The sequence below is a fragment of the Chromatocurvus halotolerans genome (genome assembly GCF_004340525.1).
Classification (GTDB): domain Bacteria; phylum Pseudomonadota; class Gammaproteobacteria; order Pseudomonadales; family Halieaceae; genus Chromatocurvus; species Chromatocurvus halotolerans.
This window is the reverse complement of sequence record NZ_SLWX01000001.1, coordinates 474,268-499,664: the sequence shown is the minus strand read 5'-3', so window position 1 is coordinate 499,664 and position 25,397 is coordinate 474,268. Positions and strand designations below refer to the sequence as shown.

At 63.4% G+C, this 25,397-nt stretch carries 21 protein-coding genes; 9 read left to right on the top strand and 12 right to left on the bottom strand.

Translation table 11 applies throughout. The features are described 5' to 3' along the window. The first annotated feature begins 85 nt into the window (after positions 1-85). Positions 86-481, top strand: coding sequence for an antitoxin Xre/MbcA/ParS toxin-binding domain-containing protein (locus EV688_RS02150; RefSeq protein WP_117316867.1), 396 nt, complete (start codon positions 86-88; stop codon positions 479-481). 271 nt (positions 482-752) lie between these two features. Here EV688_RS02150 and EV688_RS02145 read toward each other — a convergent pair whose 3' ends face one another. From EV688_RS02145 to puuE, 7 genes are all read right to left on the bottom strand, one after another. After that, entirely contained in the window at positions 753-1,349 is a 597-nt protein-coding gene (locus EV688_RS02145; protein ID WP_162883868.1) for a nucleotidyltransferase family protein, read from the bottom strand. Beyond that, the gene (locus EV688_RS02140) at positions 1,346-2,275 is read right to left on the bottom strand and encodes a ChaN family lipoprotein (protein WP_117316862.1); all 930 of its coding nucleotides are present in this window, start codon (positions 2,273-2,275) and stop codon (positions 1,346-1,348) included. The genes EV688_RS02145 and EV688_RS02140 overlap by 4 nt, the downstream gene beginning before the upstream one ends. Positions 2,276-2,284: 9 nt before the next feature. Then, positions 2,285-2,854 (bottom strand): phosphoribosyltransferase, encoded by a 570-nt coding sequence (locus tag EV688_RS02135; RefSeq protein WP_117316860.1) that lies wholly within the window; start codon positions 2,852-2,854, stop codon positions 2,285-2,287. Between the two features lie 17 nt (positions 2,855-2,871). Beyond that, on the bottom strand, positions 2,872-4,170 hold the full coding sequence (locus EV688_RS02130; RefSeq protein ID WP_117316858.1) for an NCS2 family permease: 1,299 nt from the start codon (positions 4,168-4,170) through the stop codon (positions 2,872-2,874). A gap of 162 nt (positions 4,171-4,332) precedes the next feature. After that, positions 4,333-6,750, bottom strand: coding sequence for a TonB-dependent siderophore receptor (locus EV688_RS02125; protein WP_117316857.1), 2,418 nt, complete (start codon positions 6,748-6,750; stop codon positions 4,333-4,335). 329 nt (positions 6,751-7,079) lie between these two features. After that, positions 7,080-7,718 (bottom strand): cupin domain-containing protein, encoded by a 639-nt coding sequence (locus EV688_RS02120; protein WP_117316855.1) that lies wholly within the window; start codon positions 7,716-7,718, stop codon positions 7,080-7,082. 3 nt (positions 7,719-7,721) lie between these two features. Further along, a complete protein-coding gene (gene puuE / locus EV688_RS02115; protein WP_240624313.1) occupies positions 7,722-8,642 on the bottom strand; it encodes an allantoinase PuuE in 921 nt (306 codons plus the stop codon). A 273-nt stretch (positions 8,643-8,915) separates the two neighbouring features. Between puuE and EV688_RS02110 the strand changes: the two genes are divergently transcribed. The 5 genes from EV688_RS02110 to EV688_RS02085 are packed head-to-tail and all read left to right on the top strand — an operon-like array spanning position 8,916 to position 15,788. Beyond that, positions 8,916-10,424: an adenosine deaminase family protein gene (locus EV688_RS02110; RefSeq protein WP_117316853.1), complete on the top strand. Its 1,509-nt coding sequence runs from the start codon at positions 8,916-8,918 to the stop codon at positions 10,422-10,424. Beyond that, positions 10,421-11,548 carry a purine nucleoside permease gene (locus tag EV688_RS02105; protein WP_240624312.1) on the top strand — a complete coding sequence of 376 codons (1,128 nt, stop codon included), beginning with the start codon at positions 10,421-10,423 and terminating at the stop codon, positions 11,546-11,548. The genes EV688_RS02110 and EV688_RS02105 overlap by 4 nt, the downstream gene beginning before the upstream one ends. Before the next feature lie 58 nt (positions 11,549-11,606). Next, the gene (locus tag EV688_RS02100) at positions 11,607-12,434 is read left to right on the top strand and encodes a sulfite exporter TauE/SafE family protein (protein WP_117316849.1); all 828 of its coding nucleotides are present in this window, start codon (positions 11,607-11,609) and stop codon (positions 12,432-12,434) included. Between the two features lie 17 nt (positions 12,435-12,451). Further along, a complete protein-coding gene (locus tag EV688_RS17635) occupies positions 12,452-14,725 on the top strand; it encodes a nucleoside hydrolase (protein WP_240624311.1) in 2,274 nt (757 codons plus the stop codon). After that, positions 14,718-15,788, top strand: a complete 1,071-nt coding sequence (locus tag EV688_RS02085) for an adenosine deaminase (RefSeq protein WP_117316846.1) — start codon at positions 14,718-14,720, stop codon at positions 15,786-15,788. Before EV688_RS17635 ends, EV688_RS02085 begins: the two co-directional genes overlap by 8 nt. On the opposite strand, the gene EV688_RS02080 is transcribed toward EV688_RS02085, so the two are convergent. Genes EV688_RS02080 through EV688_RS02070 form a run of 3 tightly spaced genes read right to left on the bottom strand, consistent with a single transcriptional unit; the run spans position 15,773 to position 19,398 of the window. Beyond that, positions 15,773-16,777, bottom strand: a complete 1,005-nt coding sequence (locus EV688_RS02080; RefSeq protein ID WP_117316844.1) for an ABC transporter permease — start codon at positions 16,775-16,777, stop codon at positions 15,773-15,775. The two genes, EV688_RS02085 and EV688_RS02080, sit on opposite strands and share 16 nt — an antisense overlap. Beyond that, the gene (locus EV688_RS02075) at positions 16,774-18,408 is read right to left on the bottom strand and encodes a sugar ABC transporter ATP-binding protein (RefSeq protein ID WP_117316842.1); all 1,635 of its coding nucleotides are present in this window, start codon (positions 18,406-18,408) and stop codon (positions 16,774-16,776) included. The genes EV688_RS02080 and EV688_RS02075 overlap by 4 nt, the downstream gene beginning before the upstream one ends. Positions 18,409-18,417: 9 nt before the next feature. Further along, positions 18,418-19,398 carry a sugar ABC transporter substrate-binding protein gene (locus EV688_RS02070; protein ID WP_117316840.1) on the bottom strand — a complete coding sequence of 327 codons (981 nt, stop codon included), beginning with the start codon at positions 19,396-19,398 and terminating at the stop codon, positions 18,418-18,420. Between the two features lie 268 nt (positions 19,399-19,666). On the opposite strand from EV688_RS02070, the gene EV688_RS02065 reads away from it, so the two are divergent. Both EV688_RS02065 and EV688_RS02060 read left to right on the top strand, forming a co-directional pair. Next, positions 19,667-20,875, top strand: coding sequence for an acetyl-CoA C-acetyltransferase (locus EV688_RS02065; RefSeq protein WP_117316839.1), 1,209 nt, complete (start codon positions 19,667-19,669; stop codon positions 20,873-20,875). Positions 20,876-20,938: 63 nt separating this feature from the next. After that, a complete protein-coding gene (locus EV688_RS02060; protein WP_117316837.1) occupies positions 20,939-23,089 on the top strand; it encodes a 3-hydroxyacyl-CoA dehydrogenase NAD-binding domain-containing protein in 2,151 nt (716 codons plus the stop codon). A 30-nt stretch (positions 23,090-23,119) separates the two neighbouring features. On the opposite strand, the gene EV688_RS02055 is transcribed toward EV688_RS02060, so the two are convergent. Together EV688_RS02055 and EV688_RS02050 are read right to left on the bottom strand one after the other, a co-directional pair. Further along, positions 23,120-23,815 (bottom strand): hypothetical protein, encoded by a 696-nt coding sequence (locus tag EV688_RS02055; RefSeq protein ID WP_240624310.1) that lies wholly within the window; start codon positions 23,813-23,815, stop codon positions 23,120-23,122. A 23-nt stretch (positions 23,816-23,838) separates the two neighbouring features. Then, positions 23,839-24,690, bottom strand: a complete 852-nt coding sequence (locus EV688_RS02050; RefSeq protein WP_205686581.1) for an SDR family oxidoreductase — start codon at positions 24,688-24,690, stop codon at positions 23,839-23,841. 135 nt (positions 24,691-24,825) lie between these two features. Between EV688_RS02050 and EV688_RS02045 the strand changes: the two genes are divergently transcribed. Then, complete coding sequence (locus EV688_RS02045; protein ID WP_240624309.1) at positions 24,826-25,257, top strand: CBS domain-containing protein; 432 nt, start codon at positions 24,826-24,828, stop codon at positions 25,255-25,257. Positions 25,258-25,397 lie beyond the last annotated feature (140 nt).

Here is a 25,397-nt window from a genome sequence, read left to right as displayed (position 1 = left end):
GGTCCGTATTCTTGGATGCCCTGTCCGACGAAAGTATTATCAGCGATCCGGATACCCCATTGGGCATTTATAGTCGCGTGCTTGGTTGCGCTTTAAGAAAGGGGAGGTATTCAATCTGGAGAAGCTGGTCAAGATAGGCTTACCGCTCTCTGCTGGCGAAAACCTGGCCAAGCACCTAGGCATTGAGCCGAAGGATTTCTTTAAGCGCTTTCTGGGCATGTCTGACTCCACTGTCCGTCGGTGGTTCAAACGCGACCAACTGTTGTCTACGCGTGAATCCGATCGGGTGGTTCGCTACGCTCACCTGCTAAGTCTTGCCACCAACCTGATGAGTGGCAGCGAGGAAGACGCCCGCACCTGGCTTTCTTCATCGGTATACGCGTTAGGAACTTCCACTCCGCTGGAAACCGCCGTGACTGAAACTGGGGCTCGTCGTGTGGAGGACCTTATTGTCGCTCTGGAGCGCGGAATTTTCAGTTGATGTCAATAACGGGCGTCAGACGACCACAGCTATCGCAGTGAGCTCTATCTATATGTTTCTTAAGACATTTCCTTGAGACATGCCAACGCTGGCCATGTACTCAGGATTGACTTTTCTTAATTACCAACTAGTTTTTCACTCAAGTTACAGCTGGTGCGGTAAAAGCCCCTCGCTTTTACCAACTTGTTTGTGGGCCGGTCGGCCGTGAACCTCAGCATTGGATGAAAACTTTTTACCAACTTGTTTTGTCATCTACAGGAACCCGAGGCGCTCAGCGCATAGCCTCGAGGTCGGCGGGGCGGTCGACATCTCTCAGGATGCCCGCGTCGTCCACGTCCAGCTCGAGGATGGCGCGGGGGTTTGCCAGCAACAGGTCCCGCGCGCCGGAATCGCCGCCACACTGCAGCAGCGCGCGGAACCACCCGGCACCGAAACATACCGGATTGCCGCGACGGCCACGATAGCGCGGAACGGTGATCGCTTCGCGGCGACAGGCCTCTGCCAGTGCCCGGTAGGTTGTGGCGGTGACCCATGGCATGTCCGCGAGCGCGACAAGCGCCGCGTCCCACCCTTCAGTGCCGGCTACGGCCTCGGCGAGGGTTGCGCCCATGCCCTCGTGTGCACGCTGACACACCCGGGTGCTCACCGCATCCTGAGATAGCGCGTCGGCGAGCGCATGATCCTCCGTCCGCAGACAGACGTGAACGGGCATGCCACTCGCCCGGGCATGGGCCAATGTGGTTTTTAGCAGGGTGGTGCCGCTGGCCGGGAGTCTGGCGAGCCGCTTGTCGCTGCCAAAACGCTGACCGCGACCTGCCGCCAGCAGCAGTATGCCAGCGCAGCCGCCGTCGGCGGTGGTGACGCTCACTGGAAGGCCAGGCAGGGATCGCTTCGCGGATGCTCGGGAGTAAACACCGCATAATCGGTAATGTCAGTGCCTGCGCGCTCGACCGCCTGTTCAGCGACGCGGTCGCCCTCGGCCACCTCCAGCAGATGAACGACCACGATGGCTGCGTCGGGTCGCAGGCGCTGGATGAACTGCGGAATGCCGCGGTCCCGTCGCGCGTGGCCATTGCCGGTAATGATCACGGCGCGCTCGGCGGCCTGCACGATGCGGTAGGCCATGAAGGCATCCCGCGCAATCTGCACGTCGACCATGGCCGGTAGCATGGCGTCAGGCAGCTTTCCACAGTGAGCGTCCTGCATTTCCGCTTCCACTGACGCACGCGCGTCGGCGCTGAGCAAGGTGTCCGGACGCAGCTGTGCCATTGCATCCTCCGCCAGCGCCACCTCAATCCCGTTACTGACAATGTCGCGCGTGGTGGTGAGCGGGAACATCAGTGGGATGATCGGCAGTCCGCGTTCCAGGGTCGCGGCAAACAGCGGCTGGTAGATGTTGTAGTCCGGCCATCCGCTTTGCGACCACGCTACCGCCTCGCCGAAACTGTCCGCCGTTGCCGTCGCCTGCTCATGAAAGGCGTCCAGCAGTGGCTGCTGGTCCACGCTGAGCTGTTCGTAGCCGACGCTGATGGCAGCGTCCTGGCTGTCGGCAAAGTGCCCCAGCAGATCCGCCTGCAGCTGATGGTGATGCGGGTTGTCGTGGATTTCTCCGATGATCAGGTAATCGGCGCGGGTAATGGCCTGGCGCAGCTCCGCCTGATCAATCACCTGTGCGTTGGCTGATGACCACGCGGTAACGCGACCCGCCGCGTCCGCTTGAGCAACCGTCGTCGATACCGGCGCTGCGAGCAGCGTGGCTGCGAGAAGGGCGGTGCTGATGCCGCTGGCGCTCACGTCAGTGGCCTACGGCAGGTCGCGAATGCGCTCTGCGAGGGTGTCGGCAATCCCCGGCTTGTTCTCGGCGATCTCCGCGGCGGTCAGGCCAACGAGCTCGTGCGGAAATACCAGCCAGGCATCCGTCTCATGGACGTAGAAATCGGGCGTGATATCGGTGACGTTCTTGGACGGCTTGTACCAGGGCGTTGCCACCTTCATGTTCTGCGGCATGTTGCGCCGTGTCTTGCTGCGCAGCTTGTCGAAGATGGCGCTGATACTGCGCCCCGAGTCGAACACGTCGTCCACCAGCAGTACGTCGTCCTCGGCGTTGATGTTGTCGATGATGTAGTCGAGCCCGTGCACGCGTACCGTCTTGTTCTGCTTGTTGATACCGTAGTAGGACGAGGTGCGGATGGCGATATGGTCGGTAGAGATGCCGACATACTCGAGGTATTCCTGGATGGCGATGCCCACAGGTGCGCCGCCGCGCCAGACGCCGATGATGAAATCCGGCCGGTAGCCACTCTGGTGTATTTTTTCTGCGAGGCGAAACGAGTCGATCAGCAGTTCATTGGCGGTAATGTAAACCTTGTCCATCGGAGGTCGTCGTCTGCCTAGGCGAGAAAGCCGAACTTTAGCATAAACACCAGCGCTACCGCATAAACGGCGGAGGGACACTGCCCCGGCCTGCCGGACAGCAGCTTGATGGCCGCATAGGTGATGAAACCGAGGCCGATGCCATCGGCGATGGAGTAGGTCAGCGGCACGGCCAGCGCCGTGACAATGGCCGGTGCGGACTCGGTGATGTCGTCCCAGGCCAGATGTTCCAGTGCGCGGGCCATGATACAGGCGACGAAAAGCAGGGCGGCGCCGGTGGCGAAGGCCGGCACGCTCTGGGCCAGCGGCGCAACGAACAGGCAGGCGAGGAACAGGATCGCGGTGGTGACTGCCGTCAGGCCGGTGCGGCCACCGGCCTCCACACCGGCGGCGCTTTCGATAAAGCTGGTGGTTGAGGAGGTCCCGAGCAGCGCCCCCGCCGTTGTCGCGCCGGAATCCGCGAGTAGCGCGCGACGCAGGCGCGGCAGCCTGCCGCGCTCGTCGAGCATACCGGCACGGCTGGCCACGCCCACCAGCGTGCCGGCGGTGTCGAAGACATCCACCAGCAGCAGCGTGAGAATCACGGTAATCATGGAGACGTTGAAGGCACCGGCGATATCGAGCTGCAGCAGGGTGCTCATGCTGGGTGGTGCGGAGGCCACGCCGCGGAACTCCGCGCTGCCGGTCAGCCAGCCGATGACGGTAACCAGCAGCATGCCGACCACAACGGCTCCCATCACGCGGCGTGCGGACAGCGCGGCAATGAGGAAAAAGCCGGCGAGCAGCAGCAGGGCGTCGGGGCTGGTGAGGTCGCCGAGGCTGACGAGGGTAGCCGGGTTAGCCACCACGATGCCGCTGCCGGACAGGGCGATGATGCCTAGGAACAGACCGATGCCCGCAGAGATTCCGAGCTTCAGGGAATGCGGTATGGCGTTGATGAGCCACTCGCGGATCGGCAGAACGCTTAGCCCGATGAAGATCACGCCAGAGATAAAGACTGCCCCGAGCGCCGTCTGCCAGGCGACCCCGAGACCCAGCACAATGCTGTAGGTGAAAAAGGCGTTCTGCCCCATGCCCGGTGCCTGACCTACCGGGTAATTGGCATATAGCCCCATGACCAGCGTCCCCAGTGCGGCGGCGAGGCAGGTAGCGACAAACACGGCGCCGAAGTCCATCCCCGCCTCGGAGAGAATGTTGGGGTTAACAACGGTGATATAGGCCATGGCGAGAAACGTGGTGAGTCCCGCCATCAGTTCGCGACGCACGGTTGTGCCGTTGGCGCTGAGTTGAAAGACGCGTTCGAGAGACACCTTCATGCGGTTTTTTCCCTGTGGTTCTTCTGTCCGGGCCTTGAGGGGCTGGCCAAGTATGCCACGCGTGACTGGCGCACCGGCGAAAAAAAGCCCTCCGGAGAGGGCTGGAAAGCGATTCTGACCGGCCGCGTTACCGACCGGTCGCGGGGTGCACAGGTTGGTCCGCTAGAAGCGGTAATCCACCTTGGCAACCCAGTGGCGTGGCAGTTCGGGCAGAACGATCTGGCCGCCGAAGAGGTTCGGGAAGTTGGAGCGGAAGTACTCCTCGTCTGTGAGATTCTTGCCGCTCAGGCTGACCTTCCAGTCGTCCGACGCCCACGTCACGCCGGCGTTGACCAGCGTATAGGCAGGCAGTTCGACCGAGCGTGAAAAGCCCGAGAAGGTTGAGTCAACATCGATCACGCTAGCGTTCACCGCGAATCCGTTGTCGAAGTCGTAGGTGGCGGTTGCCGAGAAGATGTTTTCCGGGATGCCCTGCTTGAGACCATCGCCGGCGGGAATCAGTCCGATAACCTGTCCGCCGTAGATCTGCGTGGGGTCAACCTGCGGGATGTCGTCGGCGCCAAAGAAGCTGAACAGGTTGCCGTTCTCGACTGCAGAGACCATGGTGATTTCCAGATTGGTCCAGGCGGCAGTTACCACCAGCCTCGGCGTAATGACCCAGCGCAGCTCTGCTTCATAGCCTTTGGCCTCGGTCGAGGCGTTGGTCACGATGGACTGGGCGCTGAAGTCCGTTCGCTCCTGCTCATAATAGCTGAGCGCGAAATACAGCGAGTCCTCCAGATAGCTGCCCTTGACACCGACCTCGATGAGTTCCGAGGTGTCTGTCGCATTGCCCGTCTGCACCAGGGTCTCGGGGATGTCCCCCATCTGGTCGGCGATCACTGTGGATTGCTCCGAGATGGTGGCATAGGGAATCAGCCCCATCGGCGTGTCCCAGCTGACACTGACGGTCCAGGAAAAGATTTCGTCGCTGTCCCGATAAGTGACAATCCCGTCGGGGCTGCCGGCGACCAGGGCCGGATCCGGGAACAGCAGGCGGTTGAGGTCCTCGCTGGTTTCCATGTCAACCCAGTCCTGCCGCAGACCCAGGGTGATGTTGAGACCATTATCCCAGACAAAGTCACCCAGGAAGGCCAGGCCCCACATGCTGTAGTCGCCAAAGCGGTAGTCACTCCAGTTGTTGTCGATCTGGGTGGACAGCAGGCGGGTGTCCAGCGACGGATCCCGCTCGGCGGCGGACTGGCTCAGGTCCCGACGGTCGAAAAACTCATTCTCGAAGTCATTGCCCCGCTCGAAATCCGTATAGCGGAACGAGGGCGAGAACTGCAGGTTGGACGTGATGCCCCCGGAGTTCAGTTCATAGGCGAAAACCAGCTTCTCTTCGAACACCCAGGTCTCACCGTTCTGGGAAAACCCGTAGGCGTTCTCGTTGTTGTTCTCGAGGGTTTCATAGAACAGCTGGTTCTTGACCTGCAGACCATTCTCGGCCTGGTAGATGGCGTCAAAATATAGAGTCAGGGTCTTGTTATCCAGCTCATCGTTCGGGTCTGCCAGAACGTTGCTGCGGCTCAGTGTCGTGGTGCCCGGGTTCTCGAGTGCGCTCAGCGGGTTCAGGTTGGCCTGGTCGACAAGAAACGGGAAGGGGATGAACTGGGAGATTGTCTGGCCGTCGGAGCCCGCCGCTGAAGTTGCCAGGTATTCCTCGTGGGAAATCTTGCCGTCCCCGTCAGTGTCCAGTGGCTGTGCCGTGCCCGTGACATAGGTACCGTTGTCGATCAGGTCCTGCGTCAGCCGGTTCCAGCCCGCCACCTGATTGCTCAGGAAATCGTGGTACATGGCGCCGAACTGGATGTGCAGGCTGTCATTGATATCGACATCGAAGGCCGCCTGCAGAATGGTCTGCTCGATGTCCGTGTTGTCATAGAAACTGTCGGAATCCTCGAATTCGCCGTACAGGTAGTAGCCGGCACGATCCGAGAGGGGGCCGCCGACATCGGCGCTGATGACGTTGCGGTCCCATTTGCCGGTGGTGTAGGAGACGCCGCCAGTGGTTTCCTCGAGGTAATCCCCGGAGCCTGCTCTGGCTGACTTCGGATTGAAGTTGAGGTAGCCGCCGATCTTGGAGGGGCCGTAAATGGGAGAGGCCGGGCCACGAACGATGTCGACGCGGTCCGCGGCCGCGATGGGCGTGGCGTAGTTGCCGGGGTTATCCACGCGACGTATTCCGCGAAAGTAGGTTTCGCCGGGTGTGCCGCGAATGTCCAGTGAGCCCGCGACACCGAAGAAGGACTGGGTAAATGTGCCCGGTGAAAAGGCGACCAGTTCGTCGATATCGTTGATATTGAAGCGTTCCATCTGATCGGCGCTGATCGTCGACACGGAGCGCGGCGTTTCCAGCAGCGATTTGCCGAAGCCGAAAACGTCGACGTCCTCCCCGGGCAGGCTGCGCAGGGAGCCGGTGACAATGATCTCCTCCAGTGCATTCGCCCCGGCCTGCTCTTGGGCAAGAAGTGGCTGGGTGGACGCCAGGACCGCAGTGATGGCTACCGCCAATGGAAGCCGTTTGACGGGTATGTTCATGCTTGCTCCTCAAAGATGCTGTTTTGTCGACCGTCAGCAGATACTGGCAGCCGCTGGTTTGCCACACTGTGTTCGCCATGCTTCAACGGTATGTCCCATGACGGCGCGGAACGCACCGGAATGGTGCTTAGCCCGGTTGCGGTCGTCAACGATCGCCTTGGGTAATTTTGTCGGTCAGGCGCTGGGTCAGCCTGAAAAAAAGCCCTCCGTAGAGGGCGAATGGACCCGACTCTCCCCCTTTTGATATGCGACCCCCCCCAGGGTGCTTTGCGCTGACTCAGAATTGGGTTAGCACTTTCCATGCCAGGCTGCCGCTGTCGACGCCGGCATTATTGGGCGTGTGTTCCACCGACGCTATCCCTGGCGCGGGTCAGTTCCCGGATCAGGTCCCGGTGTTCGGGGTATTGCGCCTGCAGGTCGCGGCGCTCGGCGAGCATCATGTCGGCGTAGTCAAAGCCTGGCGAGACCGCTTCGCTGATGAGTCCATAGCCGTGAGGGCCCTCCAAGAGGCGCGATGCTTTCCACACGCCACCGGGGACGGTGAGCTGTAGCTGCTGGCCCGCCATCAGATCGCCGCCCATGACGACCGTCCGCAGCGACCCGTCCGGCTGCAGCAGGTAATAGGTGACCGGATCGCCGAGATGGAAGTAGTGCACGATATCCGAGCGGTTACGGTGGAAGTGGCCAACGGGCGACTGCCCGGTCAGCAGGTAGAAAATGGAACTCATGAGCAGGCGCTCACCCTGGGCCGTGGCAACCGTCGGATGCCTGTCTGCGGCATAGGTCCGTTTGAAGAACCCGCCTTCGATATGGGCTTCAAGTCCGAGCTGCTCGACAACCTGTTCGGCGGTAGGTGCGGTCGCTGCGTCTTCCCGGGCCTTTGCCGGGGTGGGCGTCACGGCAACGGCACCTGCAATAACGGCTGTGAGAAGACAATCCGCGGCGCCCTGGGCGGTCAGTTGAAACATGGGTCAGCTCCTGTGGCGAGGATGAAAGTGCGTGTGCCAGTGGCGGGCGATATCGCTGCGTCGGCATACCCAGACCCGGTCGTGTCCGGTGATATGGTCAAGAAAACGCTGCAGCGCCAGGAAACGTCCCGGACGGCCGACAATGCGGCAGTGCAGCCCGACAGTCATCATTTTTGGCAGATCGCTGCCTTCGGCGTAAAGCACATCGAAGGCATCGCGCAGATAGCGGTAGAAATCGTCGCCGCAGTTGAATCCCTGGGCGGTGACAAAACGCATGTCGTTGCAATCGAGCGTGTAGGGAATCACCAGATGAGGCGATTCGCCATCGTCAATCCAGTAGGGCAGGTCGTCGGCATAGGAATCCGAGTCGTAAAGAAAGCCGCCTGTCTCCCGCAGCAGGCGACGCGTGTTCGGACTGTCGCGCCCGGTATACCAGCCCTGCGGCGGCGCGCCGGCGATCTCGGTATGGCGCGCGATCGCTTCTTCCATATGTATGCGCTCGACGGCCGCCGGCATTTCCTGGTAGCTGATCCAGCGCAGACCGTGACAGGCGATCTCCCACTCTGCCGCGCGCATGGCAGCCACCGCGTCCGGGTTACGGGCGAGCGCCATGGCGACGCCGAATACCGTAACCGGAAGTCTGCGCGAGGTGAACAGGCGATGCAGTCTCCAGAAGCCGGCCCGGCTGCCATACTCGTACAGCGACTCCATGCTCATGTGGCGGTCGGGGAAGGGCACAGCATTGGTGATATCCGACAGGAAGGTTTCTGATGCGGGGTCGCCGTGGAGCACGCTGTTCTCAGCGCCCTCCTCGTAGTTGATGACAAACTGCACAGCGATGCGTGCACCGCCCGGCCAGTGGACTGCGGGGGGCCGTTGCCCGTAGCCGATCATGTCGCGGGGGTAACTGCTGAATCCGGTCATGCTGCCTCGCTGTGGTTCGGTTACCGCCGCTTTGCTGAGAGCAATGAGCAATTAACATACCATTCCAATGGGGCTGCGGTCAGGTTCCATCCGCGTCGGTTTTCCATCGAAGTTTGCCCTCAAACGGTGCGCCGCGCACGAGCGCGGTGCGTCCTTTGCCCGGTGCATGGCATAATGTCCGGAGACCGGGATAAGAAGGTATGGCATTCTTCTTGCTCTGCAACGCCTACCCATCATCCGCCAGCTGAGAGAGATGACACAGTGAGATTTTCCATGCCGCGCCTCCTGTCTGCGGAGGCGTATCGACGCTTGCGGCTCGCAGTCGCCTGCCTGTCCGCAGTGCTGCTTTTTTCCGGCTCTGCCAGTGCCGCTCTGCCGCCCCCCGGGAAGAACATCGCCCAGTGGTTCGAGGCGTTCAAGGCTGCGGCGACCGACGAGGAGCTTTACCGTTTCCTGTATGCCATGCCCAAGGGTGGTGACCTGCACAACCACCTGTCAGGATCCGTGCTTGACGACTGGACCTATCAGCTGGCGCTCGACCAGGCGCGACATGGCTACACGTTCTACACTCGCGTGCGTATCAACAACTGCCGGCCCTATGGCGGCGACGCGTTTGGCCGCGATCCCTACCTGCTGCTGTTCGTCACCCTGCAGCAGAGCAGCTACGAGCACCTGGATGACTGTGAGAAATCGGAGTTCAAGCCGCTTGCCGAACTGGATGCCGGGGAGAAGCGCGCCTGGGTGAACAGCATGGTGCTGGATAAACCCCACGAGGGTCGTGACGAATTCTTCCAGACGCACTGGCAGCGTATGGGGGACCTGTACGCCAATCCCTTTTATGCCGCCGATGCTCTGGTGCTGAACATGCAGGCCTTCGGGCGCGAAGGCCTGCGATATCTGGAGTCCATGATTGGCGTGCTCGGTTTCAAGCGTGCCGATGGCAGCCTCTATCCGCCGGACGAGGTCGCCGACATCTATCGCCGGCGACTTCAGGAGCCTGACGCTATCGCGACCGGTGTCACCGTGCGGCTGCAGGTGGCGGTGCTGCGCTTCGCGCCCGCGGCAGAGGACATGCTGCGCACGCTTTACGCCTTCGTCGCGCGCAACCGCGACCTGTGGGTCGGCGTCAATTTTGTCGGTCGCGAGGACAACGATAAGGGCCATCCGCTGCGCTTTCTGCAGACGCTGCGCGAGCTGCGTCGCGAGCATCACGGCGTTCGTCTGTCAATTCACGCCGGGGAAGTGGACGAGCCGAATGATCACGTGCGCGATACCCTGCTGCTCGGTGCCGAGCGCATCGGTCATGGCGTTAATCTCATTACCGATGACGACAGCATGCGCCTGATGCGTCATGGCCCCTATCTGGTGGAGATCAACCTGGTGTCCAACCTGCTGCTCGAGTACGTGTCCGACTACGGTGAGCATCCGTTTCCCGAGTATCTTCGCACCGGCATCCCGGTGGCGCTGTCCACCGACGATCGCGGCATGTGGGATTCCAACCTGACTGACGAGTTCTTTGTCGCCGTGCGCGAGTACAATCTATCCTGGCCCGAGCTGGTTACGCTGAGTCGCAACTCGTTGCAGTATGCCTTTGTCGAGGATGCGGTAAAGGCACAGCTGCTGGGTGACTTTGCCGTCCGTCTCGGTGATTTCGAGCGCCGCCTGCAGCGACAGCCCGCGGCAGTGCTTGCCAGCGAGGCGCGCAGCCACGGGTTTGTTTGTCGCCGCTACGGACTCTGCGACCTTTCCCTTTCCGCCGAAACTGACAAGGATCTGCCATGATAACTCCGCGTATGTGTAAACGCCTGCCGGGCCTGTTGCTGAAGCTCTCGCTGCTGCTGGCGGTGGCCGCCTGCAGTGATACCTCTGAGGTATCGACAGATTCAGCCGCGATGACCTCGACGCCGGACCCGGTGAAGATCAGAGCGGTGGTGGTGACGATGTTCGAGATCGGCGAGGACAGCGGTGACCAGGCCGGTGAGTTCCAGCTCTGGAACGAGCGTCGCAACCTGACCGAGGTCTATGAGTTTGGCGGACACCACAGCCTGCACCACGATCCGGAAAGCGGGCTGATGGTGATGGTCACCGGCATCGGCACCGCCAAATCGGCGGCCTCGGTCATGATGCTGGGCATGGATCCGCGCTTTGACGTGAGCGAGGCCTACTGGCTGGTCGCCGGCATCTCCGGCTTTGATCCACAGGATGCCTCTATCGGCTCCGCCGCCTGGGCCGAGTATCTCGTGGACGGCGACCTGTCCCACGAGATTGACGCCCGTGAGATTCCCGACGACTGGGATTATGGCTATTTCGCGCGCTACACCCGCGGCCCCTTTGATCCCGAGCGACCGGAACCCACCGGCGAGATGTTCCGTCTCAACCCGGCGCTGACCGACTGGGCCTTTCGCCTGACGCAGGACATGGAGCTGCCCGATGACGAGGCGCTGGCCGAGACCCGCGCGCTGTACACGGAGCACCCGAACGCACAGAGGCCGCCTTTTGTCCTGAAGGGCGATCACCTTGCCGCGCTGACCTTCTGGCACGGTGAGATCCTCAATAACTGGGCCAACGACTGGGTGGATTACTGGACCGATGGCGAGGGAGAGTTCGTGTCTTCCGCCATGGAGGATACGGGCACGCTGCAGGCGATCACCTATCTTGACAACGCGGGACGCGCCGATCGCGATCGCGTGATGGTCCTGCGCACGGCGAGCAATTACACCATGCCACCGCCCGGTGTCACCGCCGCGGAGAACCTGCTTGCGGAGAACGAGGGCTACGCGGGGCTCGACGCCTCACTGGAGTCCGCCTACCTCGTGGGCTCCCGCGTTATCGATACCCTGCTGGAAAACTGGGAGACCTATCGTGAGCGAACGCCAACGGCGGATGACCTCCAGTCATCCGAGTAAGCCTGTGGCCCGGCTGATGTGCCCTGCGCCCACGGCGCATACCTGAGGAAATGTCGTGATGGATTCGGCCACCCAGTGGCTGCCGGTAATCGCAGCGCTGATGGCTGCCGGACTGCTTGCGGGTCTTCTTGCGGGACTGCTCGGTGTCGGCGGCGGGATTGTCATCGTGCCGGTCCTGTTTCTGATCTTCCAGAGCCTTGGCATCTCGCCGGCGACCGCCATGGTGGTCGCCACGAGTACCTCGCTCATGGTGATTGTGCCCACGAGTATTGCTTCCGCCCGGGCTCACCACCGTCGCGGCAATGTCGACCTGGCGCTGTTCCGGCGCTGGCTGTGGTTTCTGCTGGCGGGGGTTGTGCTGGGAACCCAGGTGGTCAGCCGGGTCGACGGGGTGCTATTGACCGGGGTGTTCGGGGTGGTTGTGCTGCTGATCGCGGCCAACACTCTGCTGCGTCCCGGCGCACCGCCGCTGCGGGAGTCGCTGCCCGCGGCGCCGGCCCAGGGCGCGGTGGCAGCCGCCATCGGTGCCCTGTCCGTGATGATGGGCATCGGCGGCGGTACTCTCAGCGTCACCGCACTCACCAGCTGGAATGTTCCGGCTCACCGCGCGGTGGGAACCTCGGCGCTGTTCGGGCTGGTCATTGCCTTGCCGGGAGCGCTGTTGCTGCTGCTGACAGCCTCGACACCCGCCGACGCGCCACCGGGTACCGTGGGCCTGGTGAATCTCCCCGGCTTTGCCGTCATCGCGCCGCTGACCTATCTGATGGCTCCGCTGGGGGTTCGTCTCGGAGGCAGGCTGAGCGGCGTGGCGTTGAAAAAGGTGTTTGCCGTATTTCTTACCCTCGTCGGCCTGCGCATGCTATGGCAGTGGCTTGCCGAAAGCTGATAACAGGAGATGTCTGAATGAAAGCAGCCCGCACAGGCCCTGACCGATATCGTCCCCGCCTGCTGGCGTCTGTCGCCGCACGGCTGGTTTCCCTTGCGGTCTTTGCTGTGACTACCGCGTTCGCCGCCGGAGCGTCAGCCACATCGCCCTTGCCGATCAAGGCCGTGGTCGTGACCATGTTCGAGAATGGTGAGGCGCGGGGCGATGAGCCCGGCGAGCTGCAGTTCTGGGCCGAGCGCAGCGATATTGCGCAGGAATACCCGTTCCCCCTCGGCGAATTCCCGCTGTTCCTGACTACCGATGGCGTGCTGATCCTCTGCGTCGGTGGCGGCATCCCCAATGCCACCGCGTCCATCATGGCGCTCGGCCTCGATGCGCGCTTCGATCTGTCGCGTGCCTACTGGCTGGTCGCGGGCATCTCCGGCGGCGACCCCGAGGATGTCTCGCTGGGTTCCGCGGTCTGGGCCAATCATGTGGTCGATGGTGATCTGGTTTACGAGATTGACGGACGGGAGATTCCCGACCACTGGCCCTATGGCTTCATACCGCTGGGCGCGAAGGAGCCGGCGCAGGGACCACAGGACGTCTCCGATGGCTGGACCCTGGATACCATTCATTTTCCGCTGAATCCGCAGCTGGCGGCATGGGCCTTCGAGACAAGCCGCAATGTCGACATTCCCGACATGCCTGGCATCCGCGAATTCCGCAAGCAGTACGAGGGGTATCCCGAGGCCATGCGCGCGCCCTTCGTGACCCGCGGTGACACCCTCTCTGCCAGTACCTACTGGCATGGCGGCATGCTGAATACCTGGGCCAACGACTGGCTGCGAGTCTACGCCGGCGACGACGCCAGCTTCATGACCTCGAACATGGAGGACAGCGGCACCCTCACGGCACTGCACCGCCTTGACCGGACAGGGCTGGTGGATGCCAGCCGGGTCATGGTGCTGCGTACCGTCAGCAACTACACGCTGCCGCCACCGGGGAAGGCGCCGGCCTGGAGCACCACGGCGCCTTATCCGGACAATGGCCTGCCGGCGCTGGAAGCCGCCTACCGCGTGGGCAGCGCCGTCATCGACGCGATCATTGATGGCTGGGATCACTATTCAGACACGCTGCCGGGTCCCGCCGACGGTGACGCGGCCGGTGACACGGCAACTGCCGCGTTGACCGCCGCGGATGTCGGTATAGCGGCAGCGCCGTCCGCATCGGCAGGCCACGCAGAAGCCGACTCGTCGACAGTTCCGGTGATCTTCGATACCGACATGGCGATCGATGACTGGGCGGCCCTGCTGTTCCTCCTGCGCGAACCCGCGATCGATCTGCGTGCGGTTACCGTCGCCGGCAGCGGAGAAGCCCACTGCGAGCCCGGGGAACGCAATGCGCTGGCCCTGATGGACCTGACGCGGCCGGGCAACGCCATTCCCGTGAGCTGCGGCGACCCCTGGCCCCTCGACGGCTATTTCGTGTTTCCCACGGCCTGGCAGGATGACATGGACAGCCTGTCGGGCGTGCCGGTGCCGGCCAGCGAGCGCGAGCCCTACGACGGTCACGCGGTGGAGCTGATTCACGCGGCCATCGCGGACAGCGAGCAGCCGGTGGTGCTGCTGGCCACGGGCCCCCTGACCAATATTGCACAGTGGCTGGACAGATACCCGGAAGACCGCAATCGCGTCTCGCGACTTGTCATCATGGGTGGCGCGCTGGACGCGCGCGGCAATATCATCGTGCCGGGCTTCACTGACAACAACCCGAACACGCGCGCCGAGTGGAACCTCTATGTCGATCCCGTGGCCGCCCGTCGCGTGCTGGAGTCGGGTCTGCCGATGGAGCTTGTGGGCCTGGACGTCACCAACCATGTGCAGGTCACGCCGGTCGTTGCCGAGGCGTTCAAGCAGCGTGCCGACAACCCCGCCGCCGACTTCTGGAGCGCGGTCCTCGACGCCAATGACTGGTTCATCGACTCCGGGGAATACTATTTCTGGGATGTGCTTGCGGCACTGGCGGTTGTCGATCGCGAACGCTACTGCGGCGGCGAGCCGCTGGCGCTGAGTGTCGATTACCGCTATACCGACCGGCCGTGGCCCGGAACCTCGGACATGGACATGCCCGCGGCGAACTGGCGCGGCAAGCCCCGGCGTCATCTCGATGCGGAATCCGCCGGCGTCCTTCGCCTGCTGCCTGATGCACCGGCCACTACGCTGGTCTGTCAGCAGACGGATGCCGAGGCGGCTTTCGAGCACTTCATCAGTACACTCACGGATGCGCAGGGAGGGGCGGGTGATGAATAGCACCGGGGTATCAACGGAAGCAGCCCTGTCGACGGAAGCACTGCCCGCGGAGGAGAGGCGGGAGCATGACTGGCTCGCCGCCATGCCCAAGTGCGAGCTTCACCTGCATATCGACGGCAGCCTGCAGCCCGCGCGCCTGCTCGAACTGGCGGAGAAGAACGCGGTCGCCATTCCCCACGCCAGTGTGGCGGACATCGAGCGCGCCTGCGAGTTTACCGATCTGCAGAGCTTCCTCGATCTGTATTACCTGGGGGCGTCGGTGTTGCGCACGGAGGCGGATTTCTATCACCTGATGATGGACTACCTGCGGATGTGCCGGCAGCAGAACATCCTGCACGCGGAGATCATGGTGGAGCCCCAGACCTATGCTCCCTTCGGTGTCACACTGGACGTGGTGATGCGCGGCTTTGTCGCCGCCATCGACGACGCGCGCCGTGAATGGGGGCAGTCTGTGCTGTTGATCCTCAGCTTCCTGCGCCATCTCAGTGAGGACAGCGCACTCGACCTGCTGCGCGAGGCACAGCCCTGGCGGGAACACTTCGTGGCCATCGGCCTTGCCAGCGCCGAGCGCGACCATCCGCCGGCCCAATTCCGCCGTCTGTACAGCGCGGCGCGTGAACTGAATCTGCGGCTGACGGCGCACGCCGGTGAAGAGGGCCCGCCCACCTTTATCAGCGATGCCCTGGACGTGCTTGGCGTGGAGCGCATCGATCACGGCGTGCGCGCGGTGGAGGAGGCGTCGCTGCTGGAGCGGCTGCGCCAGGATCAGGTGCCGCTCACCGTATGCCCCCTGTCGAACGTGCGCCTGTGCGTGGTGGACACGCTGCAGCAGCACCCGATACTCGATCTTCTCGAGCAGGGTCTATGTGTCACGGTCAACTCGGACGACCCCGCCTACTTCGGCGGCTATCTGAACGAGAACTACACTGCCCTGCGATCTGCCCTGGGCATGCGTCGGGAGCAGGCGCTGGCGCTTTCGCGCAACGGCTTCCACGCCAGCTTTCTCGGCCCCGATCAGCGGGCCGACCTGCTGGCACGGCTGGACCGCTACGCCGCCTCCTGAGCGCTGCCCGCGGCTGAGCGCCAGCGGGTGAAACGGCGGCCCAGGGGTTCCCGGAACTGGTCGAACAGCACGGCGAGAATGATCACGCTGCCGGTGATGATGCGTTTGCCCGGCTCGGACACCCCGAGCTGCGCCAGACCGGTCTCCATGACCGCGATGATCAGGACGCCGAGAAAACTGTTGACGACCGAGCCGCGCCCGCCGGACAGGCTGGTGCCGCCGATCACCACCGCGGCGATCGCCGACAGCTCCAGGCCAATGCCGGCATTCGGGTCCGCACTCTGCAGATAGCCGAGCTGGAAGATGCCGCCGAGACCGGCGAGCAGCCCCGCGAGGGCGAACACGGCGATCTTCCAGGGCAGGGGGTTGATGCCCGACAGTCGCACGGCTTCCTCGTTGGTGCCGATGGCGACCATATAGCGCCCGAACACGGTCTTAACCAGCACGAACTGGCCGACGGCAACCACCGCGACCGCGAACAGCAGGGCGGCAGAAACTCCCGGTCCCGCCAGCGGATCGCCAATGATGGCGACGGCGTCGCCCAGGTAGCGGGTTTCCGAGTTTGTGGTCAGGTAGGCGCCGCCACGGGCAATTTCCAGCATGCCCAGGGTGACGACAAAGGAGGGGATGGACCAGCGCGCACTGATAAAGCCATTGACGCTGCCGCAGGCCAGGCCCGCTGCCAGCGCGGCGACAATGGCCGGCAGCAGGGGCCACTGCAGGTCGACCATAAGCACCCCGGTCACGGCACCGGCCAGCGCCATCACCGAGCCCACCGACAGGTCGATGCCTGCAATCAGCAGCACATAGGTCATACCCACCGCGATCACGGTCAGCGTCGGGATCTGGTTGGCGAGGCTGCGGAAGGTGCCGGCGCTGAAAAAATAGTCGCTCAGCAGGCTGAACAGCAGTACCAGTGCACACAGCACGGCAATCAGTCCCAGGGAATTCCAGGGCAGGCGGATCCGTCGGAGGCTGTGGGTGGTCATGGCGTGGTTTTCCTGTCGTGTCTGGCCGGTTTGCCTGAAGACTCGCCGCCCGGGTGCCTGTCCTGCGTGCCGTCGCTGTAGAAGCGGAAACAGGCGGAGAGGAAGGCGCTCTCGTCAAAGTTGCCGGTTGCGAATTCCCCGGCGACGCGCCCGTTCGAGAGCACCAGAATGCGGTCCGCAAGGGCGCTGAGCTCTTCGGTTTCGCTGCTCACCACCACCACCGCCTTGCCTGCTGCGGCCAGCTCCCGCACCAGCAGCTGGATTCTCGCCTTGGCACGCGCATCCACGCCGCGCCCGGGCTCGTCAAACAGGAGGATCGGCAGCGCTTTCAGCAGCCAGCGGCCGATCAGCACCTTCTGCTGGTTGCCACCGCTGAGCTCCCACAGCGTTTGATCCAGTGCGCGGTAATTGATGTCCAGGCTGCGGCACATGGTGGCGGCGAGTTCGGTTTCCCGCGCCGTGTCCATCATGCCGAGCCGGCTGTGCAGGTCCGGCAGGCGGGCGAGGCTGAGGTTGTGGGCGATGCTGGCCTGCAGCAGCAGTCCCTGGGATTTGCGGTCTTCAACCACCAATCCCAGCCCGGCGCGCACCGCCTCCTGCGGTGAGCGCATGCGCCGGAGCCGGGCGAACTGATCCGCAGCCAGGCGGATACCGCCGCTATCCACGCGGTCAGCACCGAAGATACCCCGCAGGAGCTCGCTGCGACCGGCGCCGATCAGGCCGCCGATGCCCAGCACCTCACCGGCGTGCAGCGTGAAGCTGATGTCGCTGAAAGCCCCGCGCCGACCCAGCTGTTCCACCTTGAGAACGGGGCTTGCAGGTTCGGTCCGCGGCGTCCGGCGCTGGGTGGTCGTACTGCCATCGACTGCCTTTTCACCCGCCATCAGAGTGATGATCTGGTCACTGTCGAGGGCGCCAGAGGGCGCCGTGGCCACCAGATGCCCATCCCGCAGCACGGAAACGCGATCCGCTATCCGGCGGATCTCATCCATGCGATGGGAGATATAGAGGATTCCCACGCCGCGCGCCGTCAGCTTTCGCAGGCTCGTGAACAGTCGTTCGATCTGGGGGTCGGTCAGTGCGGCGGTGGGCTCGTCGAGTATCAGCAGGGACAGGGGCCGGCTGATGACCCTCGCAATCTCCACGAGCTGCTGCTGTCCGACGCCCAGGCGGGACACGGGCATCTCCGGGTCGAGATCCTCGAGGCCGAGTGTTGCCAGCGCCGCCCGCGCCCGTGCGTGCAGGCGACCGTGACTGAGGATGCCCGCTCGGGCACCGAACTCACCGAAGGCCAGGTTCTCGGCAATGCTTAGCGTGGGAAACAGGTTGAGTTCCTGCATGACCATGCGGATGCCCTGTGCCTCGGCGTCCCGGATGCCGGCCGGCTGGAAACGCTGGCCGCGCAGTTCGAGATTGCCGCCGGAGGCTGGCAGCACGCCGGCGATGATATTGCACAGGGTGCTCTTGCCGGCGCCGTTGCTGCCCATCAGGGCGTGGACTTCCCCGTGCTGCAGCGTGAAGTCGATCGCCTTGAGCACCGGCACTGCAAAGGATTTGGCGATGGCCTGCGTTACCAGCAGCGGAACGCCGGCAGCGCCGGGGGAGCCGCTATCAGCATGGCTGGCGTACATGGGCGACGCTCAGCGGTCGCCGCTGATCACGTCAACCGGGGTGGTCCGGTCGGTCGGCACCTGGCCGCTGTCGAGGATGTCCAATGCGTACTCGATACCGTAGACCGCCAGCTTGTCCGCGTGCTGGTCGGCGGTTGCCACCATGCTGCCACTTTGCACCAGTGTGTTGGCGGCGGCGATGTTGTCAAAGCCGACAATGCTGACGCTGCCCTCACGGCCCGCCTGGCGCACCGCGGCGACCGCACCCAGCGCCATGCTGTCATTGGCGCACAGCAGGGCGTCCAGCTGTGGATACTCACGCAGCAGCGCCGAGGCGATGTTTGCGGCTTTGGCCTGTTCCCAGTCCGCTGCCTGGGTGCTTACCACGGTGATGTCCGCCGCCTGCATGGCGTCCATGAAGCCGGCGGCACGCTCACGGGCGTTGAAAGCACCGGGTATGCCGCCGATGATCGCCACTTCGGACCCGGGTTCCAGCTCTGCCGCGAGGCGCTCGCCGACACGCCGCGCGCCTTCGCGGTTGTCCGGACCGACAAAGGGAATGGCAATATCCATCTCTGCGAGCAGCTGCCGATCGAACTGGTTGTCAATGTTGACCACCACAATGCCCTGCTGCACAGCGCGCCGGGCCACCGGCAACAGGGCCCTGGAATCCGCCGGTGCGATCACGATGACATCGACGTCGGTCGCCATCATCTGCTCCACCAGCGCCACCTGCTGGGCAAGATCGCTCTCGTTGCGGATACCGTTAACCACCAGGCTGTAGCGCTCCGGGTTTGCCGCCTGGTGGGCGCGCGCGCCCTCGGCCATGCTGATGAAGAACTCGTTGGCCAGCGACTTCATGATCAAGGCCACGCGCGGTCTGTCCGGACTGTCCTGCGCGCCGCCTGCAGCGGTGGCCCCCGGCTCTTCCTGCGAGCAGGCACCCAGCAGGAGGGCCGCGACAAACAGCAGTGCGCTGGCAATGCGTGATGGATGGTGGGCGTTTGGCATGCCGGGTCTCCGGTTCAGCAGACGGAAAATGGACGCTGCGATGGCTACGATGCAGCCCGGGCAGTTAAGCAAGAACTGGTGCCACGGGCAAGCGCGAAGGGCGCGTTCCGCGTCCCGCAAACGGGTTGACGGCGCGCTGTCGGCCGGTTGCGCTCGATGACGCTGATGCTGTCACTTTCAGTCAATTATTTTAGTGCCCAGTGTCATTGTCTGCCCTGCCTTGCAGCGGCAGACTGGTGTGAGTCATTTTATCGGGGAGTTACCCGCCATGAGCCATCACGCCTACATTTACGATGCCCTGCGCACGCCGCGCAGCAAGGGAAAGCCGGGGGGCAGCCTGTACGAGGTCAAGCCCATCGATCTCGGCGCCGGCCTGCTGCGTGCACTGCAGAGCCGCCACGATCTCGATACGTCCTACGTCGACGACGTCGTCATGGGCTGCGTCACGCCGGTGGGAGAGCAGGGCAGTGACGTCGCCAAGATGATCGTCATGAACGCCGACTGGCACGAGTCGGTGGCCGGTGTGCAGCTCGATCGTTTCTGTGCCTCGGGCCTCGAGGCGGTGAACATTGCCGCGCAGAAAATCGCTTCCGGCTGGGAAGACCTGGTGGTGGCCGGCGGCGTCGAGAGCATGTCGCGGGTGCCCATGGGCTCCAATGGCGGTGCCATGGGTGGCGATCCGGCCTTTGCCGCAAAAACCGGCTTTGTCCCCCAGGGCATAGGCGCGGACACCATCGCCACCCTCGAACAGTATTCCCGCGAGGATGTCGATACCTACGCCACCGAGTCACAGCGGCGAGCGGCACAGGCACGCGATAGCGGCTACTTCGATCGTTCGGTGGTGCCGGTGCTGGACGAAAACGGTCTGACCATCCTGGAGCGTGACGACTTCATCAAGCCTGGCACAACCGTGGAAACCCTGGCGCAGCTGAATCCCTCGTTTGCCATGATGGGCGATCTGGGGTTTGACGATGTGATTCTCGGCAAATACAGCATGCTGGATCATATCGAGCATGTGCATACCCCCGGGAATTCCTCGGGCATCGTCGACGGCGCCAGTGCCGTGCTGATTGGCAGTGAGAAAGCCGGCAAGGATCTGGGGCTGACGCCACGGGGACGTATTGTGGCGACCGCCGTGCTCGCGACCGATCCCGTGATCATGCTGACCGGGCCCGGCCCCGCCGCGAAAAAATGCCTGCAGAAGGCCGGGCTGAAAAAAGAGGATATTGATCTCTGGGAAATCAACGAGGCCTTTGCCTCGGTTGCCATGCGCTACATGAAGGATCTGGACATCGACCACGAGGTCACCAACGTCAACGGCGGCGCCATCGCCATGGGTCACCCCCTGGGGGCGACAGGGGCGATGCTGGTCAGCACCATGCTGGATGAGCTTGAGCGTCGCGGCCTGCGCCGCGCGATGCTGTCGCTCTGCGTGGGCGGCGGCATGGGCATTTCCACCATTATCGAACGCGTCTGATACCCAAGGCTTTCCAGCCAGAACGCACACAGCGGCGCGCAGCGCGCGGGAGTTGTTTTCACCATGAGTGTATTCCAGTACGAAAAAGACGCCGATGGCATTGTCACGGTCACCATGGACATGACAGGTCCGGTCAACGCCATGAACGCGGAGTATCGCGATGCCATGGGCGAGACCATGGATCGCCTCGAGCAGGAGGAGGGGCTCGCCGGCGTGATCTTCGCTTCGGCCAAGAAGGTGTTTTTTGCCGGCGGTGACCTGCACAGCCTGCTCGCGGTCACCCCGGATGATGTTGGCGAATTCATGCAGGGCCTCGAGATCGTCAAATCCCAGCTGCGGCGGCTGGAGACGCTGCCGGTACCCGTGGCTGCCGCCATCAATGGCGCCGCGCTGGGCGGGGGTTTCGAGATCTGCCTGGCCTGTAACTACCGCGTCGCCTGGAATGATCGCTCTGTCGAGCTCGGGCTGCCGGAGGTGACGCTGGGTCTGTTGCCCGGGGGTGGCGGCGTGGTCCGGCTCACCCGTCTGCTCGGGCTTGAGAAGGCACTGCCGTATCTGCTCGAAGGCAAGCGCGTCGCACCCGCCGTGGCGCTGGATGACGGACTTATCCATGCGCTGGTGCGCGAGCCCGGCGATCTGCTCGCCGCCGCGCGCGAGTGGGTTCTTGCCAACAGGGACAAGCCGGAATCGGCGGTGCAGCCCTGGGACGCGAAGGGTTACCGCATACCCGGTGGCGATGCCAACTCGCCGAAGGTCGCCCAGATGTTGCCGGTGGCGACGGCCATGCTGCGCAAGAAGACGCGTGGCCTGCTGCCGGCGCCACACAGGATTCTCGACGTGGCTGTGCAGTCGACCCGCCTGGATCTTGAAACCGCGCTCAGGGTGGAGTCCCGCGGGCTGGCATCCCTGGTGACGACAAGCGTTGCCAAGAACCAGATCAGCACCTTCTTTTTTGCCCTGAACAAGGTCAATGGAGGCGCCAGTCGCCCGCAGGATGTTCCGCCGCAGACGACGAAAAAAGTCGGCGTGCTGGGTGCCGGCATGATGGGGCAGGGCATTGCCTACGTGTCTGCGATGGCGGGTATCGAGGTCGTTCTCAAGGATGTGTCACGGGAGGCCGCCGAAAAGGGCAAGGACTACAGCCGGCGGCTGCTGGACAAGCGGGTGGATCGCGGCCGCATGACGCCGGAAAAGCGCGAGCAGGTGCTGGCGCTGATTACGCCGACGGGCGAGCCAAAGGATCTTGAGGGCTGCGATCTCGTGGTCGAGGCGGTGTTCGAGAACCTGTCCCTGAAACACGAGATCACCCGCGAATGTGAGCCGTACCTGGCAGAGGACGGCGTCTGGGGCTCCAACACCTCGACCCTGCCCATCACCCGGCTGGCCGAGGGCAGCCGCCGACCGGAGCACTTTATCGGGATTCATTTCTTCTCTCCCGTCGACAGGATGCCGCTGGTGGAAATCATCATGGGCGAGAAGACGTCGGATGTCGCGCTGGCGCGGGCCTTTGATTACGCACGCCAGATCCGTAAGACGCCGATCGTGGTCAACGACTCCCTGGGTTTCTTCACATCGCGGACCTTTGGAACCTATCTCGACGAGGGCGTGCGCCTGCTTTACGAAGGCCTGCATCCGTCGCTGATCGATAACCTGGGCAAGGCTGTCGGCATGCCGGTGGGACCGCTTGCCGTCTACGATGAGGTGAGCCTGGAACTGTCGCGCAAGGCGCAGGCCACCTGGCGGGACATGGGGGTGGAGGATGCCTGGGGCGATGGCAGTATCGCCCGCGGCGTGGTCGCGACACTGGTCGAGGAGCATGGCCGCGGCGGCCGTCATCACGGCGGCGGTTTCTACGAGTATGCCGAGGACGGCAGCAAGCACATCTGGCCGGGCCTGCTGGACCTCTATTACCGCAGCGACGTGTGCATGCCGGAGCAGGATATCAAGGACCGGCTGCTGTTCCGGCAGGTCATTGAGGCCCTGAAATGTCTGGAGAGCGGCGTGTTGCGTTCCGAGGAGGATGGCAATATCGGCTCCATCATGGGCATCGGCGCGCCGGTCTGGACCGGTGGCCTGCTGCAGTTCGTGAGCACCTACGGCTACGGTCGCTTTGTCAGCCGCTGTCGTGAACTGGCGGCAGCCTACGGAGAGCGCTTTGCACCGCCGGCGATCGCGGTCGAGCGCGCCGGCGAGGAGAGTGCCCGGGCGGCATAGCGAACGGCCCTCCAGGCTCCGTGGCCCGTTCTAGATTGGCAGGGGGATGAACACCGATGAGGCAGTGTAGATCACCCGGGTCACCCGCCGGTCGCCGGCATCGCCGGCGATTCTCGACATCATGTCCTGCAGGGCGATCAGCTTGCCGAACAGCCGCTCGAAGCTGAGGTTGTCGGTAAGCCCGCCGTACTCGCTGGTAATCAGGAAGGGGTCCCCATTTGCGTGCCGGGTGTGTTTCAGGCGCCACACCAGAATCTCGATATTGCGGGCACTGGTTGCCAGCGCCTCGGCATCCAGGGACCGCGCCATGTAGGACTCCCGCCGATAGTCGTAGGTGCGCCGCAACATCCCGCCGAGTCCCGCCGCGAGTGCAAAGACCCTGTCGCCCTGGAACTCCGGGTTGAACACCACTTCCATGGCGGCGATCTCCTGACGTCCGGAAAGTTCTTCGAACACCAGTCTGGCAGGGGAGTCGTGCAGCATCTGCAGCCGCCGCTCAACAGTCATGCCCGGCACCTTGTCGAGCTCCACGGGGTTGCGGGCATACAGCTTGATCACGAGCTCCCGGGTCAGCTGTCGGGTCTCGCGGATAAATTCGTCCGCCACGAGATCAATGTCGGACTTGGCCAGATTCTTCAGTTGATAGCCGCCGCAGCCGCCCAGCGTGGCAGCGATCACAGTCGCCGTGAGCAGTCGCTGGACGGTCAGGCGTACGCGACTGCTCATGCGCACTGCAGCCGGCCCCTTCCTCAGTGTTGGCGATGCGGTACCGCGATGGCACCACTTTTTACCGCCATTTCCTCCAGCATTCGGAAGGCGGCCTCGGGGTCTGTCCGCTTGAGATCGAGCAGCGCCATTTCCGGTCCCTTGCCAACCGCGATTTCCGGCAGTCCGGCAACGAAGCCCTCGATAATGGCGGTGGCACACTCGTCGGCAGACATTCCGCCCTCGATGTCGTCGTCCGACATTCCCGCGGCCTTTCCCTGTGCATTGAGCGCGTTGCGGGCCACATTGGTGCGAATAAAGCCCGGCGTTATGGTTGTTACCTGCAGCCCCAGCGGACCGATCTCCGTGCGCAGGGCATCGAAGAAGCCCATGACCGCGTGCTTGGCGGCGCAGTAGCCGGTCCGCAGGGGCGCTCCCACCTTGCCTGCAACGCTTGAGGTTACTGCAATCGTGCCGCTTCCCTGCTTGAGCATCATCGGCAGAACGGCCTTGCTCAGGGCGATGGGCCCGAGCACATTGATGTCCAGCATCTGTCGGTACACGCTCAGGTCCGTGTCCACGCAGGTGGAGCGCTGGGAGACACCGGCGTTGTTCAGCAGCAGGTCGATACGGCCAAACTGCGCGACCACCTCGGCCGTCCTGTCGGCCATCGCGTCAATATCCAGAACATCCAGCGGCAGCACCATGACCGTATCGGGCGTTGCACCGTTGCGCAGGCACTCGTTGCGTACCGATTCCAGTGCGCTGGTATCGCGGGCCGACAGCACCAGCGAGCTACCCCGCTTTGCCAGCTGTGTCGCCAGTGCGGCGCCGATGCCGGAAGACGCACCGGTGATCCAGACCACGCATTTGCTGAAATCCATGGGTTCGTTCATGCGTCATGTCCTCTGCCGTTGATCCTGCAAGGTTAGCATGCCGGCATGCGGACCGTGCAGTCGCGGCTGGACTCCAACCCGCTGTCAGGGTAACGTTTTCGCCGTATTCATTTTTCGGTGCCCGGAGTAACTGCAATGACACAACCCACCAGGATTGCCGACTGCATGCGCAAGAAACCGCTGACTATCCGGCGGGATGTCAATCTGGTTGAAGCCATAGAAATGCTGGTGGACCATCGCCTGACCGGCGTTACCGTCGTGGACGACACAGGGCGTCCGGTCGGCGTCCTGTCTGAACTGGACTGCATACAGGCGGTGCTGACCACAATCTATAACGATGGCGATCCGGAGCTGTCCCTGGTCCACGAGGCGATGACGGCGGATATCAACAGCTGTGGGCCAGAGGACAATATTGTGGAGGTTGCCCAGGACATGCTGAGGACACGCCAGCGTCGACGACCGGTTATCGAGGGCGGGCGGCTGGTTGGCCAGGTAAGCTCCAGCAATATTCTCTGGGCCCTGATGGAGCACTCCCGACGCAAGGTTTCACGCCAGCGGGTCTCCTGAGCGCGCAAACCGCGAACCCCGGGAATAATGGCGCCGGCGGGACGTTAACCGCACAAGGGCGGAGTGAGACCCTTGTGTGGCAGCGGCGCAACGTCATTGGGTGCCGTCCAGCTTCAGAATAGGGGCGGGCGGCGGCTTTC